The sequence below is a fragment of the Aeromonas genomosp. paramedia genome, from assembly GCF_023093515.1.
Classification (GTDB): Bacteria; Pseudomonadota; Gammaproteobacteria; order Enterobacterales; family Aeromonadaceae; genus Aeromonas.
Window position 1 is genome coordinate 104,851 of sequence record NZ_JAAROG010000025.1, and the last position, 17,486, is coordinate 122,336.

At 66.6% G+C, this 17,486-nt stretch carries 14 protein-coding genes; 13 read left to right on the forward strand and 1 reads right to left on the reverse strand.

All coding sequences use genetic code 11. The annotated features are described in order from the left end of the window. Window positions 1-35 precede the first annotated feature (35 nt). On the forward strand, window positions 36-1,364 hold the full coding sequence (gene hslU, locus HB860_RS18330; RefSeq protein WP_005328414.1) for an HslU--HslV peptidase ATPase subunit: 1,329 nt from the start codon (window positions 36-38) through the stop codon (window positions 1,362-1,364). A 67-nt stretch (window positions 1,365-1,431) separates the two neighbouring features. Here the strand turns inward: hslU and HB860_RS18335 are convergent, their stop codons facing one another. After that, a complete protein-coding gene (locus HB860_RS18335; RefSeq protein ID WP_247627548.1) occupies window positions 1,432-2,820 on the reverse strand; it encodes an MFS transporter in 1,389 nt (462 codons plus the stop codon). 187 nt (window positions 2,821-3,007) lie between these two features. On the opposite strand from HB860_RS18335, the gene HB860_RS18340 reads away from it, so the two are divergent. The 12 genes from HB860_RS18340 (at window position 3,008) to rraA (ending at window position 17,363) form a co-directional block, all read left to right on the forward strand. Next, window positions 3,008-3,928 carry a LysR family transcriptional regulator gene (locus HB860_RS18340; protein WP_247627549.1) on the forward strand — a complete coding sequence of 307 codons (921 nt, stop codon included), beginning with the start codon at window positions 3,008-3,010 and terminating at the stop codon, window positions 3,926-3,928. Window positions 3,929-4,155: 227 nt separating this feature from the next. Beyond that, complete coding sequence (locus HB860_RS18345; RefSeq protein ID WP_247627550.1) at window positions 4,156-4,788, forward strand: TetR/AcrR family transcriptional regulator; 633 nt, start codon at window positions 4,156-4,158, stop codon at window positions 4,786-4,788. Window positions 4,789-4,873: 85 nt separating this feature from the next. Continuing rightward, window positions 4,874-5,839 carry a secretion protein HlyD gene (gene hlyD, locus HB860_RS18350; protein ID WP_247627551.1) on the forward strand — a complete coding sequence of 322 codons (966 nt, stop codon included), beginning with the start codon at window positions 4,874-4,876 and terminating at the stop codon, window positions 5,837-5,839. Next, window positions 5,836-7,590: an ATP-binding cassette domain-containing protein gene (locus HB860_RS18355; RefSeq protein WP_247627552.1), complete on the forward strand. Its 1,755-nt coding sequence runs from the start codon at window positions 5,836-5,838 to the stop codon at window positions 7,588-7,590. Before hlyD ends, HB860_RS18355 begins: the two co-directional genes overlap by 4 nt. Further along, the gene (locus HB860_RS18360) at window positions 7,587-8,696 is read left to right on the forward strand and encodes an ABC transporter permease (protein ID WP_202047642.1); all 1,110 of its coding nucleotides are present in this window, start codon (window positions 7,587-7,589) and stop codon (window positions 8,694-8,696) included. The genes HB860_RS18355 and HB860_RS18360 overlap by 4 nt, the downstream gene beginning before the upstream one ends. Before the next feature lie 2 nt (window positions 8,697-8,698). Next, a complete protein-coding gene (locus HB860_RS18365; protein WP_247627553.1) occupies window positions 8,699-9,787 on the forward strand; it encodes an ABC transporter permease in 1,089 nt (362 codons plus the stop codon). 237 nt (window positions 9,788-10,024) lie between these two features. Beyond that, window positions 10,025-12,571 carry a nitrite reductase large subunit NirB gene (nirB, locus tag HB860_RS18370; RefSeq protein WP_247627554.1) on the forward strand — a complete coding sequence of 849 codons (2,547 nt, stop codon included), beginning with the start codon at window positions 10,025-10,027 and terminating at the stop codon, window positions 12,569-12,571. Continuing rightward, on the forward strand, window positions 12,571-12,888 hold the full coding sequence (gene nirD, locus HB860_RS18375) for a nitrite reductase small subunit NirD (protein ID WP_247627603.1): 318 nt from the start codon (window positions 12,571-12,573) through the stop codon (window positions 12,886-12,888). Before nirB ends, nirD begins: the two co-directional genes overlap by 1 nt. A 52-nt stretch (window positions 12,889-12,940) precedes the next feature. Next, window positions 12,941-13,747, forward strand: a complete 807-nt coding sequence (nirC, locus tag HB860_RS18380; RefSeq protein WP_139438011.1) for a nitrite transporter NirC — start codon at window positions 12,941-12,943, stop codon at window positions 13,745-13,747. Between the two features lie 12 nt (window positions 13,748-13,759). Next, window positions 13,760-15,166: a siroheme synthase CysG gene (cysG, locus tag HB860_RS18385; RefSeq protein WP_247627555.1), complete on the forward strand. Its 1,407-nt coding sequence runs from the start codon at window positions 13,760-13,762 to the stop codon at window positions 15,164-15,166. A 133-nt stretch (window positions 15,167-15,299) separates the two neighbouring features. Continuing rightward, the gene (gene mgtE / locus HB860_RS18390) at window positions 15,300-16,724 is read left to right on the forward strand and encodes a magnesium transporter (protein ID WP_202047648.1); all 1,425 of its coding nucleotides are present in this window, start codon (window positions 15,300-15,302) and stop codon (window positions 16,722-16,724) included. Between the two features lie 153 nt (window positions 16,725-16,877). Then, entirely contained in the window at window positions 16,878-17,363 is a 486-nt protein-coding gene (gene rraA, locus HB860_RS18395; protein WP_005328442.1) for a ribonuclease E activity regulator RraA, read from the forward strand. Window positions 17,364-17,486 lie beyond the last annotated feature (123 nt).

Here is a 17,486-nt window from a genome sequence, read left to right on the forward strand (position 1 = left end):
TGGGCCCTGCCCGCCCCGGATACAGGAACTCCATCATGTCCGAGATGACCCCGAGAGAAATCGTCCACGAGCTGGACCGTCACATCATCGGTCAGGCCGATGCCAAGCGTGCGGTGGCCGTGGCCCTGCGCAACCGCTGGCGCCGGATGCAGCTCAGCGAAGAGATGCGCCATGAAGTGACCCCGAAAAACATCCTGATGATAGGCCCGACCGGGGTCGGCAAGACCGAGATCGCCCGTCGTCTGGCCAAGCTCGCCAACGCCCCCTTCATCAAGGTGGAAGCGACCAAGTTCACCGAAGTGGGCTATGTGGGCAAGGAAGTGGACAGCATCATCCGCGATCTCACCGATGTCGCCATCAAGCTGGTGCGCGAGACCGAGATGGAGAAGATGAAATACCGCGCCGAGGAAGCCGCCGAGGAGCGCATCCTCGACGCCCTGCTGCCGAACCCGCGCAACAGCTGGGGCGAGGAGGAGAAGGCCGACAACTCCAACACCCGCCAGATCTTCCGCAAGAAACTGCGGGAAGGTCAGCTGGATGACAAGGAGATCGAGCTGGATCTCGCCGCCACCCCCATGGGCGTCGACATCATGACCCCGCCGGGCATGGAAGAGATGGCCAACCAGCTGCAGGGGCTGTTCCAGAACCTGGGCCAGCAGCAGAAGAAGAAGCGCAAGATCAAGGTCAAGGAGGCCATGAAGGCGCTGATCGAAGAGGAGGCGGCCCGCCTGGTCAACCCGGAAGAGCTGAAGCAGAAGGCCATTGCCGCGGTCGAGAACAACGGCATCGTCTTCCTCGACGAGATCGACAAGATCTGCAAGCGCGGCGAGAGCTCGGGCCCCGATGTCTCCCGCGAAGGGGTGCAGCGCGATCTGCTGCCCCTGGTCGAGGGTTGCACCGTCAACACCAAGCACGGCATGGTCAAGACAGACCACATCCTGTTCGTCGCCTCCGGCGCCTTCCAGGTGGCCCGGCCGTCGGACCTCATCCCCGAGCTGCAGGGTCGTTTGCCGATCCGGGTCGAGCTGACCGCCCTCACCACCCATGACTTCGAGCGGATCCTGACCGAGCCGAACGCCTCCCTGACCGATCAGTACCAGGCGCTGATGGCCACCGAAGGGGTCAAGATCGAGTTCACCCAGGACGGTATCCGCCGTCTGGCCGAGGCGGCCTGGCAGGTCAACGAGCGCACCGAGAACATAGGTGCCCGCCGTCTGCACACTGTGATGGAGCGGCTGATGGAAGACATCTCCTATGACGCCTCCGAGAAGTCCGGCGAGACCTTCGTCATCGACACCGACTACGTCAACGCCCACCTGGGTGCCCTGATCGAGGACGAGGATCTGAGCCGCTATATTCTGTAAGCGCGCTCCTCCTGATGAAAAACGCCTCCCTTCGCGGAGGCGTTTTTGTATGCGTTTCTGCTCCAGCTCAGGCGCTGACCGGCACCGCCTCCCGGCGGCGACCCACCAGCCAGAGCGCCAGGCCAATCAACAGCGCGCTCAGGGCGAAGAGGGCCCGGGTGCCAAACACCAGCTCGCTGGCCAGGGTCAGGCCCTGCTCCCCCACCAGGGCGGCGAACAGGCCGCCGAGCCCGGCCACCCCGGTCAGCTGACCCAGATTGCGCGACAGGGTCAGCAGACCGGCGACGGCGCCCCGGGTCCGCTCACTCGCCCCACCCACCACGGCACTGTTGTTGGCGGTCTGGAACAGGGCATAACCTGCGGTCAACAGCAGTATGGGCAGCAGATAGCCGAGCGGGCCGAACCGCCCCGCCGCCCCGGCCAGGGCGAGGGCCGCTGTCCCCATGACGGCCAGCCCCAGCCGGACCACCTGCCGTGCCCCCAGCCTGTCCACCAGCCAGCCGGCGGGCATGCCCGTCAGGGCCGCCAGCAGGGGCCCGCCCGATATCATCAGGCCGACAGTCCCGAGACTGAGGCCGAAGACCCCCCTCAGGTAGAAGGGACCTATGAGCAGGGTCAGCACCATGACGCTGGCCACCAGGGCGCTGGCGACAAGGCCGTTGCGCAGCCCCGGGGCCCCCAGCAACGCCAGCGGCAGCAGGGGCACAGGGGCGTTGCGCTCGCGGCGAACGAACGAGGCCGTGACCAGCAGGGCCCCCGCCCCCCACCAGAGGGCCAGGGCGCCCCCCAGGGTCAGCGCCAGGCCGTAGCAGAGCAGGGCCGCCACCAGCAGTGACAGGCTCGCGAGGTTCATCCTCTCTTCTTGTGGCGAGCCGCCATCCCGGGGCAGACCGAGCCGGGCACAGCCCAGTGTCAGCAGGCTGAGGGGCACCAGCAGCAGGAAGGGGGCCTGCCAGCCAAAGCCGGCCGTCAGCAGGCCGCCAAAGGAGGGGCCGAGCGCCGTGCCGCAGGCCGACAGGGTACCGAGCAGCCCCATGCCCCAGCCCCGCCGCGCCGGCGGCACCAGCTGGCCCACCATGGCCAGTGCCAGGGAGAGCATGCAGGCCGCAGCGATCCCCTGCAGGGCACGGGCCGCGATCAGCCAGCCTATGGTCGGTGCCAGGGCGCACAGCAACGAGGCCAGCGCAAAGAGCCCCAGCCCCAGGAGCAGCAGGCGACGCCGACCGAACCTGTCCCCCAGTCGGCCGGCCACCACAGTCAGGCAAGTGATCCCCAGCAGATAGGCCACCAGCACCCACTGCAGACTGGCAAAGGGCACGGCAAAGGCCTGCCCCAGGGCAGGCAGCACCATGTTGGCCAGGCTCCCCCCCAGCATGGGCAGCAGGGTGGCGAGGCCGAGCGCCAGCAGGCCGAGGCGGCGAGCGGCAGAGGTCGGGAGGGGGTTGAGTGGCGACATGATTCGATCTCCGGCAGAGGATGATGCCCACAAGGCTAGCGGGAGGCATGATCAGGCGGAAGACGCACGACTTGCAGCTTATAGCTGCACCAGACGCCATATGAAGAGAGAGGTTCTCGCGTATGATGAAGCCAACCGGCCGTCATGGGTCCATCACCCGGGATCCCGGCTCGACGAGGGCAATGCCATGAATACCCCCGACTTCAATCTGCTGCTGACCCTGGATGCCCTGCTGGACGAGGGCAGCGTGGCCGGTGCCGCCAGACGACTCTCCTTGAGCCCCTCCGCCATGAGCCGGGCCCTGGCCAGGCTGCGCGAGACCACGGGCGACCCCCTGCTGGTGCGGGCGGGCCGGGGTCTGGTGCCCACGCCGCGGGCCCTGGCCCTGCGCGCTCAGGTCAGCCAGCTGGTGCAGGATGCGCACGCCGTGCTGCGCCCCCAGCAGGAGATAGATCCTGTCCGGCTGGTGCGCACCTTTCGCCTGAGATCCAACGACGGCTTCGTGGAGGCGGTCGGCCCTGCCCTGCTGGCCCGGCTCGCCGCCGAGGCCCCCGGGGTCAGGCTGCACTTCCTGGCCAAACCCGACAAGGGGAGCGGCCCCCTGCGCAGCGGTGAGCTGGATTTCGAAACCGGCGTCATAGGCGCAGAGACGGCGCCCGAGCTGCGTACCCAGGCGCTGTTTCAGGACAGCTTCGTCGCCGTGGTACGTCCGGGCCACCCCCTGTGCGAGGGCCCCCTGACCGCCGCCCGCTATGCCGCCGCCCGCCACATACTGGTGTCGCGGCGCGGGCTGGAGCAGGGCCCCATAGACGAGGCCCTGGCGAGCCTCGGGCTGACACGCGCGGCGGCGACCCTGGTCCCCGGCTTTGCCACTGCCCTGGCCCTGGTGCGGAGCAGCGACCTGGTGGCGACCGTGCCCGAGCGGCACTGCGCCGCCCTGCACGCCGATCTGGTGACCCTGCCCCTGCCCTTCCCGCTGGCAGGGATCAGGGTCGCCCTGATCTGGCACCCCAGCCAGGACGCCGACCCGGCTCACCGCTGGCTGCGCGCCCTCATCCGCGAGACCTGCGCCCAGGCCCCCTATGGAGGAGACGCCAGGGAGAGCTGATCGCCCCCGGCGGCAGACAAGTCCACCTGCGGGCCGCCCGGGAAGCAGGGCGTGGCCGTACGGGCGTCCGAGACTTCTGGTCCGCTGCACCCGCCCTTTCCCTCCTTCACACAGCGCCGCAAGGCGCCGCTCACCCTTGTTCAAAAAAAGATCGACCCGCCCCCTTCCCTCGGATTTATACGAGCGTATAATTCAGTTCAGAATCTATGCAGCAGGAGCCTTGCTGAATGCACCCCACTCGTCAAAAACTGCTCGATACCGGCCTTGCTATCGCGACCGACAAGGGGTTGCGCGGCCTCACGGTACGCGAGCTGGCGGCGGCGGCCGAGGTCAATCTCGGCACCTTCGTCTACCACTTCGGCAACCGCGACGCCTTTATCGACGAGCTGGTGGAGCTCTGGTACGCCCCCCTCTATGACGAGCTCAAGGCGGTGGCGGCCAAAGGCTCCTACCCCTCCGCCATCGCCATGTTCGAAGCGACCATGGAGGCGCTGATCGCCCTGGTGGCGCGCCAGCGCGGCTTCATCAACCACTTGTTTGGCGATGCCCTGGCCGGCGAGCGCGCGGCCCAGCGCTTTCTGCTGAGCCTGCCGCGCCGCCACCCCCTACTGCTGCTCGAGCAGGTTCAGAAGGCGCAGGCGGAGGGCGCTCTGGTGGCGGGCAACCCGCTGCAGCTGATGATCTTCATCATGGGTTCGGTGGGTCTGCCCCTGGTGATCGCCGGCGGCGGTCGCCAGCTCGGCTGGTTGCCCCCGGAGGCCGCCCCCTTTCTGTCCCAGATAGACAACCCTGAGGCCGCCCGGCAACGCCTGGTATGGGCCCTGTGCGGCCTGCGCCGCCCCGAAGGAGATCCCGCATGAAACAACGCATCGCCATCCTGGCCCTGCCGCTGACCCTGCTCAGCGGCTACCTCGGGTGGCAGGGCCGCCCCGAAGGAGATCCCGTATGAAACAACGCATCGCCATCCTGGCCCTGCTGCTAACCGTTATCGGCGGTTATCTCTGGTGGCAGGGCCGCCCGGCCGACGGCTCCATCCTCTACGGCAACGTCGACATCCGCGATGTGAACCTGGCGTTCAGGGTCGGGGGCAGGGTCAGCGAGGTGTTGGTGGATGAGGGGGACGTCATCGAGGCGGGTCAGCCGCTGGCCCGTCTCGATCCCGTGCCCCTCGCCCATGAGCGCGACAGCGCCCGCGCCAATCTGGCCGCCCTCACTGCAGCCAATGCCTTGATCCACAAGGGGTATCGCAGCGAAGAGACGGACCGTGCACGGGCCGAGCTGGCCGCCGCCGAGGCGGCCGCGCTCGAGGCAGAGCAGCAATGGCGCCGCCAGAGCGCGCTGGCGGCGACCGGCGCTATCTCCCGTGGCCAGCTCGACAGCGCCCGCTCCCAGCGGGATCAGACCCAGGCCCAGGTGCGCGCCACCCGCGAGCAGCTCGGCCAGCTCGAGACCGGCTACCGCCCGGAGGAGATAGCCCAGTCCGATGCCCAGCTGCAAGGGGCCAAAGCGGCGCTGGCCAGTGCCGAGCTGGCGCTCGCCGACGCCGTGCTGACCGCCCCGAGCGACGGCATCCTCCTCACCCGCGCCATCGAGATCGGCAGCATGGTGCAACCGGGGGCCACCGCCTTCAACCTCTCACTGACCGCCCCGGTCTGGGTGCGCGCCTATGTGGAGGAGCCCTGGCTCGGCCACTTCCCGAGCGGCGCCAAGGTGACTCTTACCACAGACTCTCGGCCGGAGCCCTATCAGGGGGTGGTGGGCTTTGTCTCCCCCACCGCCGAGTTCACCCCCAAATCCGTGGAGACGCCGGATCTTCGCACCCACCTGGTCTACCGGCTGCGCATCGTGGTGCAGGATCCTGACTCTGCCCTGCGCCAGGGGATGCCGGTCACCGTCAGGCTGCAGCCATGAATGCCGCCATCCAGCTCGCCGGGCTCACCAAGCGCTTCGGCGATCGGGTGGCCCTCAACGCCATCTCGGCCACCATTCCGACCGGCGGCATCACGGGCCTGGTGGGCCCCGACGGCGCAGGCAAGAGCACACTGCTGCGCCTGCTGGCCGGTCTGCTGGTGCCGGAGGCCGGGGAAATCCGGGTGCTGGGGCTGGATCCGGTGCGCGAGGGGGATGCCCTGCGTCAGCGCCTCGGCTACATGCCCCAGCAGTTCGGGCTCTACGAGGATCTCAGCGTGCAGGAGAACCTCAGCCTCTACGCCGACTTGCGCGGGGTGCTGGAGCCGGAGCGCACCCCCACCTTCGAGCGGCTGCTCGCCTTCACCGATCTCGCCCGCTTCACCGCAAGGCCGGCGGGCAAGCTCTCTGGCGGGATGAAGCAGAAGCTGGGGCTGGCCTGCGCCCTGCTCGGCACCCCCGACGTGCTGCTGCTGGACGAGCCCGGGGTCGGGGTCGATCCCATCTCCCGCCGCGCCCTCTGGCAGATGGTGCGGGAGCTCGCCCAGGGAGGCATGACGGTGCTCTGGAGCACCGCCTACCTCGATGAGGCCGAGCTGTGCGATCACGTGCTGCTGATGGCGGACGGCGAGGTGCGCACCAGCGGCACCCCGGCGACACTCATGGGCGCCATGGCGAGCCGCTGCTGGCTGCTGGAAGCGGGAGAGCTGGACGGCCGGGAGCGGCGGGCCCTGTTGCGCCGCGCCCTGGCCCACCCGGCGGTGATGGACGGCACCGTGGCGGGGGAGCGGGTGCGCCTGCTGCTGCACCCGGGCATGACGCCCCCGCCGTTGGCAGAACTGCAACTGACCAACGGCACCTTTCAACCGGCCCAACCCCGGCTCGAAGATGCCTTTATCGATCTGCTCGGCGGCGGCCCCGGAGGGGAATCCAGCCTGGCGCAGCTGATGCGCGAGGCCTGCCTGCCCGAGGGGGTCTCCCCGGAGGCAGTGATCGAGGCGCGCCGCCTCACCAAGCTCTTCGGCGACTTCACCGCCACCGACGACGTCAGCTTCGCGGTGCGCCGGGGGGAGATCTTCGGCCTGCTCGGCCCCAACGGGGCGGGCAAGTCCACCACCTTCAAGATGGAGTGCGGCCTGCTGCGCCCGAGCAGCGGGCAGGCGCTGGTGACCGGCATCGATCTGGCCCGCAGCCCCTCGGCGGCGCGTCAGCACCTCGGCTACATGGCCCAGAAGTTCTCCCTCTACAAGCAGCTCACCGTGGCCCAGAACCTGTCGTTCTTCGCCGGCATCTACGGCCTGTTCGGTCGCCAGCAGCAGACGCGTATCGACGCCATGGTGGAGGCGTTCGCCCTCGGCCCCTGGCTCGGCCTGCAGACGGAATCCCTGCCCCTTGGCCTGCGCCAGCGCCTATCGCTGGCCTGCGCCCTGCTCCACGAGCCGCCGCTGCTGTTTCTCGACGAGCCCACCTCAGGGGTCGATCCCGTGACCCGGCGGGAGTTCTGGTCCCACATCAATGCCCTGGCCGATCACGGGGTGACAGTGCTGGTCACCACCCACTTCATGGACGAGGCGGAGTATTGCGATCGCATCGCCCTCATCTACCGCGGTCGCCTGCTGGCCCTGGGTACCCCGGACGAGCTCAAGGGGCTGGCGGCCAAGGACGCAGCAACTTCTTTGCCCACCTCTTCATTGCCAACAATGGAAGAGGCCTTTATCACCCTGGTCGAGCAGGCCAGCGAGGAGGACGCATGAGCATCAACCGCCGCCGACTGCTGGCCCTGTGCCGCAAGGAGTCCCTGCAAATAGTGCGCGACCCCAGCAGCATCCTCATCGCCTTCATCATGCCCGTGGTGCTGCTGGTGGTGATGGGCTACGCCATCAACCTGGACGTGGACCACCTGCGACTCGGCATCTGGCGCACCGATAGCGGCGCCCCTGCGGTACGGCTGGAGCAGGCCCTTCGCGGCTCCACGGCGCTGGAAATCCACGGCGGCCCGAGCAAGGCGGCGCTGCTCGCCAGTCTGGAGCGTGGCGAGATCCGCGGCCTGCTGGTGATCGATGACGGCTTCTCCGCCGCCCTGGCCGGTCAGGGGGATGGCACGCCGAAAGCCCTGCTGCTCACCGACGGCTCCGAACCCAACACGGCGAACTTCGTCACCAACTACGTGCAGGGGATCTGGCAGGGGTGGCTCGCCAGGGAGGGATTCTCCCTGCCGCTGGCGGTGGAGAGCCGCGCCTGGTTCAACCCGGCCCTGGTGAGCCGCAACTTCCTGGTGCCGGGCTCCATCGCCGTGGTGATGACCATCATAGGCGCCCTGCTCACCTCCCTGGTGGTGGCCCGGGAGTGGGAGCGCGGCACCATGGAGGCGCTGCTCGCCACCCCGGTGACCAAGACAGAGCTGCTGCTCTCCAAGCTGCTGCCCTACTACGGGCTCGGCATCGCCGCCATGCTCATCTGCCTGCTCTTCTCGGTGGCCGTGATGGGGGTGCCCTGGCGCGGCTCGCTGATCTCCCTGTTCGTGCTCACCACCCTGTTTCTCGGCAGCGCCCTCGGGCTCGGGCTCTTTCTCTCCACCGTGATGCGCAGCCAGTTCAACGCCGCCCAGGCCGCGCTGACGGCGGCCTTCCTGCCGGCCATGATGCTCTCGGGCTTCGTGTTCGAAATCGCCAGCATGCCGCCCCTGCTGCGAGCCATCACCCACCTGATCCCGGCCCGCTACTTCGCGAGCTCGTTGCAGACCCTCTACCAGGCGGGCAACGTGCTCTCCATCCTGCTGGTCAACGGCGTCTGCCTGCTGCTGCTGGCCGCCTTCTGGCTGGCCCTCACCGCCCGCAAGACGCGGCGCACCCTGGAGTAAACATGCTGATCCGACTCTGGTGGCTTATCCGAAAAGAGTTGCAGGCCCTGATGGGCAATACCCAGGGGCGCTTCCTGCTCATCATGCCGGTACTGCTGCAAACCGCCCTCTTCCCCTTCGCCGCCACCCTGGAGGTGACCGGCAACACGCTCGCCATCTACGACCAGGATGGGGGGGCGCAGAGCCGGGAGCTCATCGAGCGACTCACCCACATGCCCGCCTTCACCACTGTGATACCGGTGGCGGGCGAGGCGGGGATGACCAATGCCATCACCGAGCAGCAGGCGCTGATCGGCCTCATCATCCCGCAGGATTTCTCCCGCCGACTGGCGCGTGGCGAACCGGCCAAGGTGCAGCTCATCATCGACGGGCGCCGCTCCAACGGGGGCCAGGTGGCGGCGGGCTACATCAATCAGGTGATCGCCCGCTGGCAGAGCGAGGGCAAGGGGCTACCTACGCTCACGGTGCGCCACCTCTACAACCCCAACATCGAGTTTCGCTGGCACGTGCTCCCCTCCCTGGTGGCCATCATCACCACCATAGGTTGCCTCATCGTCACCGCCCTGTCGGTGGCGCGGGAGCGGGAAGAGGGCACCTTCGATCAGTTGCTGGTCTCCCCCCTCACCCCGGGCTGGATCATGGCGGGCAAGGCGGTCCCCGGCATTCTGGTGGCGGTGGGCCAGGGTGCCATAGTCGCGCTGGCGGCCCGCTTCCTCTATCAGGTGCCGTTTGGCGGCAGTACCACGTTGCTGATGGCGGGCATGGTCTGCTACGGCCAGGCGCTGGCGGGGATAGGGCTCTTCGTCTCGTCCCTCTGTTCGACCCAGCAGCAGGCGTTTCTCGGGGTCTTCTCCTTCATGGTGCCGGCGGTGATCCTCTCGGGCTATGTCTCCCCCATCGAGAACATGCCGCTGTTGTTCCAGTGGCTGGCGGCCGTGGATCCCCTCAGCCACTTCATCCTGCTGCTCAAGGGGGTCTTCCTCAAGGATCTCGGCTGGTCGGCGGCCTGGCCCCTGCTCTGGCCCCTGCTCGCCATCGCCGGTGTCACCCTCTCCCTGGCGCTGGCCATGTTCCGCCGCCATATCGCCTGATGACCCGGCCCCTGCCAGGGGCCGGCCTCTTGCCCGCCAGGCCGGCACTCAACCGGGGCCGCGCCGGGCACGGAAACCATCAACTGGCATACCCATTTATGTATAAGTTTGAATTTCCTCGAATTACCCCTGAGGAGATATATAAATAGACACTTGATTTGCATCAATCGACCGCCCCCGCCGACTCGGTAGCCTAGCCTCAGAATGATGTTTTATTACTCCAAACTTGAGGCAACTATGAGCAAAGTCAGACTGGTCGTTGTGGGCAACGGCATGGTGGGGCACCGCTTCATCGAAGAGCTGATCGAGCGGGCCGATCCGGACCGGTTCGAGATCACCGTCTTCGGTGCAGAACCCCGTCCCGCCTACGATCGCGTCCATCTCTCCTCCTACTTCTCCCATCACACCAGCGAAGATCTCTCCCTCGTCAAACCCGGCTTCTACGACAAGCACGGCATCCGCCTGCTGCTCGGCGAAGCGGTGAAAAAAATCGACAGGGCCAACCGCGAGGTGCACTCCAACAAGGGCACTGTGGTCGAGTACGACAAGCTGGTGCTGGCCACCGGCTCCTACCCCTGGGTGCCACCCATCCAGGGCAGTCAGCACCACGAGTGCTTCGTCTATCGCACCATAGAGGATCTCAAAGCCATCCGCAGCGCCGCCAAGAGCGGCAAGAGCGGGGTGGTGATCGGGGGGGGTCTGCTTGGCCTCGAAGCCGCCGGCGCCCTCAAGGCGCTGGGTCTCGAGACCCACGTGGTGGAGTTTGCCCCTGTGCTGATGGCCGAGCAGCTCGACGGTCAGGGTGGCCAGCTGCTGCGCCGCAAGATCGAATCCATGGGTGTGCAGGTTCACACCAGCAAGAGCACCAGCGAGATCCTGATGCACGGCGGTCGCGACGCCCAGCACCGCCTCGCCTTCGCCGACGGCAGCCAGCTTGAAGTGGATGTGGTGGTCTTCTCTACCGGCATCCGCCCGCAGGACACCCTGGGCCGTTATTGCGAACTGGCCATAGCCCCGCGTGGCGGCGTGGCTGTCGACGATCACTGCCTCACCTCAGACCCCGACATCTACGCCATCGGCGAGTGCGCCGCCTGGCAGGGTCGCTTCTTCGGCCTGGTGGCGCCCGGCTACAAGATGGCTCAGGTCACCGTCGATCACCTGCTCGGTGGCGACAGCCGCTTCGAGGGGGCGGACATGAGCGCCAAGCTCAAGCTGCTCGGCGTCTCCGTCGGCTCCATCGGCGATGCCCATGGCCGTACTCCCGGCAGCCACAGCTATGTGTTCCAGGACGATCAGGCCGGCGTCTACAAGAAGATCGTGGTGAGCGAAGACAACAGCCGATTGCTCGGCGCCGTGCTGGTCGGTGACGTGGAAGATTACGGCAACCTGCTGCAGCTGATGCTCAACGCGCTGCCGCTGCCGAGCCACCCGGATACCCTGATCCTGCCCGCCTACGCCGGGGCCAAGCCGACCCTGGGGGTGGATGCCCTGCCTGAGAGCGCCCAGATCTGCTCCTGCTTCGACGTCTCCAAGGGCGACATCGCTCAGGCGGTGGCCGAGGGTCACACCACGCTGGCCGCCATCAAGCAGCACACCAAGGCCGGTACCGGCTGTGGCGGCTGTGTGCCGCTCATCAGCCAGGTGCTCAACGCAGAATTAGTGAAGCAGGGCATAGAGGTCAACAACCACCTCTGCGCCCACTTCCCCCACTCCCGTCAGGAGCTGTTCCATCTGGTCAAGGTGGAGGGGATCAAGAGCTTCGACGAGCTGCTGGCCAGGCACGGTCAGGGCCACGGCTGCGAGGTGTGCAAACCAACCGTCGGCTCCATCCTCGCCTCCTGCTGGAACGACTATGTACTGAGCCCGCTCAACACCCAGCTGCAGGACACCAACGACATCTTCCTCGGCAACATGCAAAAGGACGGGACCTACTCCGTCATCCCGCGCATGGCCGGTGGTGAAGTGACGCCGGAAGGGCTGCTGGCGGTGGCCGAAGTGGCCCGCGACTACAAGCTCTACACCAAGATCACCGGCGCCCAGCGCATCGGCCTGTTCGGGGCCCAGAAGGATGATCTGCCCGCCATCTGGCGCAAACTGCTGGCGGCGGGCTTCGAGACCGGTCAGGCCTACGCCAAGGCGCTGCGCATGGCCAAGACCTGCGTCGGCAGCACCTGGTGCCGCTTCGGCGTGCAGGACAGCGTCGGCCTCGGGGTCTTCCTCGAGAACCGCTACAAGGGCATCCGCACCCCCCACAAGATGAAGTTCGGCGTCTCCGGCTGTACCCGCGAATGTGCGGAAGCCCAGGGCAAGGATGTCGGCATCATCGCCACCGACGCGGGCTGGAACCTCTATGTAGGTGGCAACGGCGGCATGAAACCGCGCCACGCCGACCTGCTGGCTTCTGACCTCGACCGCGAGACGTTAGTCCGGTTGATAGACCGCTTTATGATGTTCTACGTCACCAGCGCCGACAAACTGCAGCGCACCTCGGTCTGGCTCGGCAATCTGGAAGGGGGCGTCGACTACCTGCGCGAGGTGATAGTCCATGACAAGCTGGGGCTGGCCGACACCCTGGAGCGCGATATCCAGACCCTGATCGACAGCTACGAGTGCGAATGGTCGCGCACCCTCAACGAAGAGGAGGCACTCAAGCGCTTCAGCCACTTCATCAACAGCGACAAGCGCGACCCGGACGTTCAGTTCGTCGCCGAGCGCGACCAGCACAGGCCCGCCACCCCGGCCGAGCGCATCCCCGTCTACCAGATCGAGGTGGAAACCAAATGATGAAACTCGCATGCCAACTCAACGACATACTCCCTGGCACCGGCGTCTGTGCCCTGCTGGAAGGACGCCAGATCGCCCTGTTCCGCCCGAGCGCGGCGGCCGAGGTGTTCGCCATCGACAACCGGGATCCCTTCTTCGCCGCCAACGTGCTATCGCGCGGCATCGTAGGTGAACACGAGGGTGAGCTCTGGGTCGCCAGCCCGCTCAAGAAGCAGCACTTCCGCCTGCGCGACGGCCACTGCCTCGAGAACGCCGCCATGTCGGTGCAAAGCTATCCCGCTGAGGTGCGCGACCAGCAGGTCTGGGTCGCCGTCTAACACCATGCATATCAAGGGCTGCCCGCGGGCGGCCCTCTTGAAGGAAACAAAGATGTATACCGACACCATCAACAAGTGCGCCGCCAACGCGGCCCGCATCAACCGCTTCGAGCGCAGCGACAAGCTCGGCTTCTGGCTCAGCTCCGCCATGGCGGGGGCCTATGTGGGCCTTGGCATCATCCTGATCTTCACCCTCGGCAATCTGGTGGATCCCAGCGTGCGTCCGCTGGTGATGGGGGCCACCTTCGGCATAGCCCTCACCTTAGTTGTCATCGCCGGCTCCGAGCTGTTTACCGGCCACACCATGTTCCTCACCTTCGGGGTGAAGAGCGGCAAGATCACCATGGCCGACCTGCTGCGCATCCTGCCCCAGACCTGGGCCGGCAACCTGCTCGGCTCCATAGCAGTGGCGCTGATCTACTCCTACGGCGGCAGCCTGCTGCCGGACGCGGGCAGCCTGGCCCACAAGGTGGCGCTGGCCAAGACCCAGGCACCGGCCCTGACCCTGTTCATGAAAGGCGTGCTGTGCAACTGGTTGGTCTGCCTCGCCATCTGGATGGCGCTGCGCACCGAGGGTGCCGCCAGGTTCATCGCCATCTGGTGGTGCCTGCTGGCCTTCATCGCCTCCGGCTACGAGCACTCGGTCGCCAACATGACCCTGTTCGCCCTCTCCTGGTTTGGTGCCCACTCCGAGGCCTACACCCTGGGCGGCATCGGCCACAACCTGCTGTGGGTGACGCTCGGCAACACAGTCTCCGGCGCCCTCTTCATGGGCCTCGGCTACTGGTATGCCACCCCCAAGGCGGAGCGCCCGGTCGCGGTGAGCGACGCCACCGCCAGCCAGCGCAAAGCAGCCTAATCAGGAGGCCCCATGGACTACTTGCCCATCTTTTGCCGACTCGACAACAAACCCGTGCTGCTGGTCGGCGGCGGCGAGGTAGCGGAGCGCAAGGCGCGCCTGCTGCTGGATGCCGGTGCCCAGCTCACAGTCGTGGCCCCCGAGCTCGACCCCGAGCTGGCTGAACTGGCTGCCAACGGGAACATCGAGTGGCTGGCCGGTGAATTCGCGCCGCAGCAACTGGCGGGCAAGTGGCTGGTGGTGGCCGCCACCGATCGGCGCGAGGTGAACGCGCTGGTCTACCAGAGCGCGAATCAGGCGCGGATCTTTGCCAACGTGGTGGACGACCCGACACGCTCCAGCTTCATCATGCCGTCCATCATCGACCGCTCGCCGCTGATGGTGGCCATCTCCTCCGGCGGCAAGGCCCCGGTGCTGGCCCGGCTGCTGCGGGAAAAACTGGAAGCCCTGCTGCCCCAGCATCTGGGCGCCGTGGCGACCTTCGCCGGTAGCCTGCGGGAGCGGGTCAAGGCGCGCTTCGCCACCATGGGTGAGCGACGCCGCTTCTGGGAGCGGCTGCTCGGGGCCGACCGGCTTGGTCAGGCGCTGGCGCGGGGGGATAGCGCCTCTGCCAATCAGCTGGCCGACAGCCTGTTTGCCGAGGAGAGCAAGGCTCACGGCGAAGTCGTGCTGGTCGGTGCCGGCCCCGGCGATCCGGGCCTGCTCACCCTGCACGCCCTGCGCCAGATGCAGCAGGCGGACGTGGTGGTCTATGACCGGCTGGTCTCGGAGGAAGTGATGGCACTGGTGCGCCGGGATGCCAAACGCATCTTCGTCGGCAAGCAGGCGGGCAACCACTGCGTGCCGCAGGAGGGGATCAACCAGCTCTTGCTGGAGGAGGCGAAGAGGGGCCAGCGAGTGGTGCGGCTGAAGGGGGGCGACCCCTTCATCTTCGGTCGTGGCGGCGAGGAGCTGGAGACGCTGGTGGGCAGCGGCATCGGCTTCCAGGTGGTGCCGGGGATCACGGCAGCCAGTGGCTGCGCCGCCTACGCCGGTATTCCGCTGACCCACCGCGATCACGCCCAGAGCGTGCGCTTCGTCACCGCCCACGGCAAGGGGGGGGCCCGGGATCTCGACTGGCCGCTGCTGGCCAAGGACAAACAGACCCTGGTGTTCTATATGGGGCTTTCATCTTGTGCGGTGATCCGTGAGCAACTGCTGGCCCACGGCAAGGGGGGCGACACCCCGGTGGCGCTGATCGAGCGCGGCACCCAGCCGAGCCAGCGGGTCATCCGCGGCACCCTGAATGAGCTGCCCGAGCTGGCGGTGGGGGTCGAGAGTCCGGCCCTCATCATGGTGGGATCCGTGGTGACCCTGGCAGACAAGCTCGCCTGGTTCGGGCAAGGAGGCGCCGCAGACGCGGCCCTGGCTTCGGCCTGATATCGCTTCATATGCCAACGCCACCTCAGGGTGGCGTTTCTTTTCCTGCATTTACTGTCATAACCTCTTGTTTTGAATTTGGTATCCTATGGAGCAAGGCCATCCGGCCAACCGAATTCAGGAATCTTGCTGCATGTCTCTCCCCCCCAAGAACAGCGCCAAACAGCGTGAACACGACAGAGCCCGCATCCTCACCCTGCTGCTGGCCGACGATGCCCTCACCGACAGCCTGCTCGATCCCCAAGGGGTGCAGGACGCCGAGCTGCGGGATCAGACCAGCGAGCTCACCCGGCTGGTCAACAGCCTGCCGGCCGCCGACGTCGCCGATGCCCTGGAGTCCCTGCCGCCGGACGAGCGCCACGTGCTCTGGCAACAGGTTGACCCGGAGCGCCACGGCCAGATCCTGGTCGAGGCGTCGGAGACGGTGTGGGACAGCCTGATCAGCGGCATGAGCGACAAGGAGTTGCTGCATGCCCTGCGTACCCTCGACATCGACGACCAGATCTATCTGGGCCAGTACCTGCCTCGCAACCTGATGGGCCGGTTGCTCACCTCCATGGCCCCCGACCAGCGCGACCGGGTGCGGGAGGTGATCCGCTACGGCAAGCACACCGTCGGTGCCATGATGGACTTCGAGCTGATCACGGTACGGGCCGACATAAGCCTGGCGACTGTGCAGCGCTATCTGCGCCAGCTCGGCAAGATCCCCGCCAACACCGACAAGCTGTTCGTCACCGACAGGCGCAACCGGCTGCAGGGGGAACTGCCGCTCACGACAGTGCTGCTGCACAGACCCGAGACCCTGGTAGCCGAGGTGATGGAGAAGGATCCGATCACCTTCGATCCGGAAGACAACGACGAGGCGGCCGCCCGTACCTTCGAGCGGGACGATCTCGTCTCCGCCGCCGTGGTGGATGGCAAGGGCAAGCTGATGGGGCGGCTCACCGTCGCCGAAGTGGTGGACCTGGTCTATGAGGAGAGCGACACCGATCTGCGTCGCATGGGGGGGATCAGCGAGGAAGAAGACGTGTTCGCCCCTGTCGCCAAGGCGGTCAAGACCCGCTGGGCCTGGCTCGCCCTCAACCTCTGCACCGCCTTCGTGGCCTCCCGGGTCATAGGCCTGTTCGAGCACAGCATCTCGCAGCTGGTGGCGCTGGCGGCCCTGATGCCCATAGTCGCAGGAATTGGCGGCAACACGGGCAACCAGACCATCACCATGATAGTGCGAGCCCTGGCGCTGCAGCACATCCAGCCGGGCAACGTCTCCTTCCTGCTGTGGCGGGAGCTGGGGGTGGCGCTGATCAACGGCCTGGTGTGGGGCGGTACCATGGGGGTCGCAACCTACTTCCTCTACCAGGATGCGGCCCTGGGCGCCGTCATGACGCTCGCCATGGTGCTGAACCTGCTGGTGGCGGCCCTGATGGGGGTCATCATCCCCATGACCATGAGTCGGCTGGGGCGGGATCCGGCGGTGGGGGCCAGCGTGATGATCACCGCCATCACCGACACCGGCGGCTTCTTCATCTTCCTCGGTCTCGCGACCCTGTTCCTGCTCTAGCCCCGGATGGCAGGCCCTTGTCCCGCACAGGAATCCGGTGGCGTCGCCGCGACAAAAACGGGGATTACCACCTCTGGGCAAGGAATAGTCGTTGAAATGCCAACCCCACTCCTTATACTGGATCCACCTGTTTCCAGCGGTGGATCTGACACAATGGAATACAACACTTCAGAACTGTGCGACATCTATCAGGACATGGTGGATGTACTCGAACCCATGCTCTGCTCCTTCGGCGGCCGTGCCTCTTTCGGCGGCGTCATCACCACGGTCAAATGCTTCGAATCGAACGGTCTCATCCGTGAAGTCGTCAAAGAGAACGGCGTCGGCCGCGTGCTGCTGATCGACGGCGGCGGCTCCATGCGCCGGGCCCTGATCGACAGCGAGATCGCCACCACGGCGGCGGAAAACGAGTGGGAAGGCATCGTCTGCTACGGCTGCGTGCGCGAGGTCGACATCCTGGAAGATCTCGACATCGGCATCCAGGCCCTGGCCGCCATTCCGGTCGGTGCCGACCACAAGGATGTGGGAGAGACGGATCTGCCGGTCAACTTCGGCGGTGTCACCTTCCTGCCGGACGATCACCTCTACGCCGACACCACAGGGGTGATCCTCTCCCCCGATGCGCTCGACATCGAATGAGCAGACACAGACTGAAGATGGGAGCCTTGGCTCCCATTTTTTATGGCTGCAACTTGCTGAAAAACAGACAAAAAAAGAGGGCCAGTAAACAACTGGCCCCTTAACTGGAAGCAATGTGAGCAA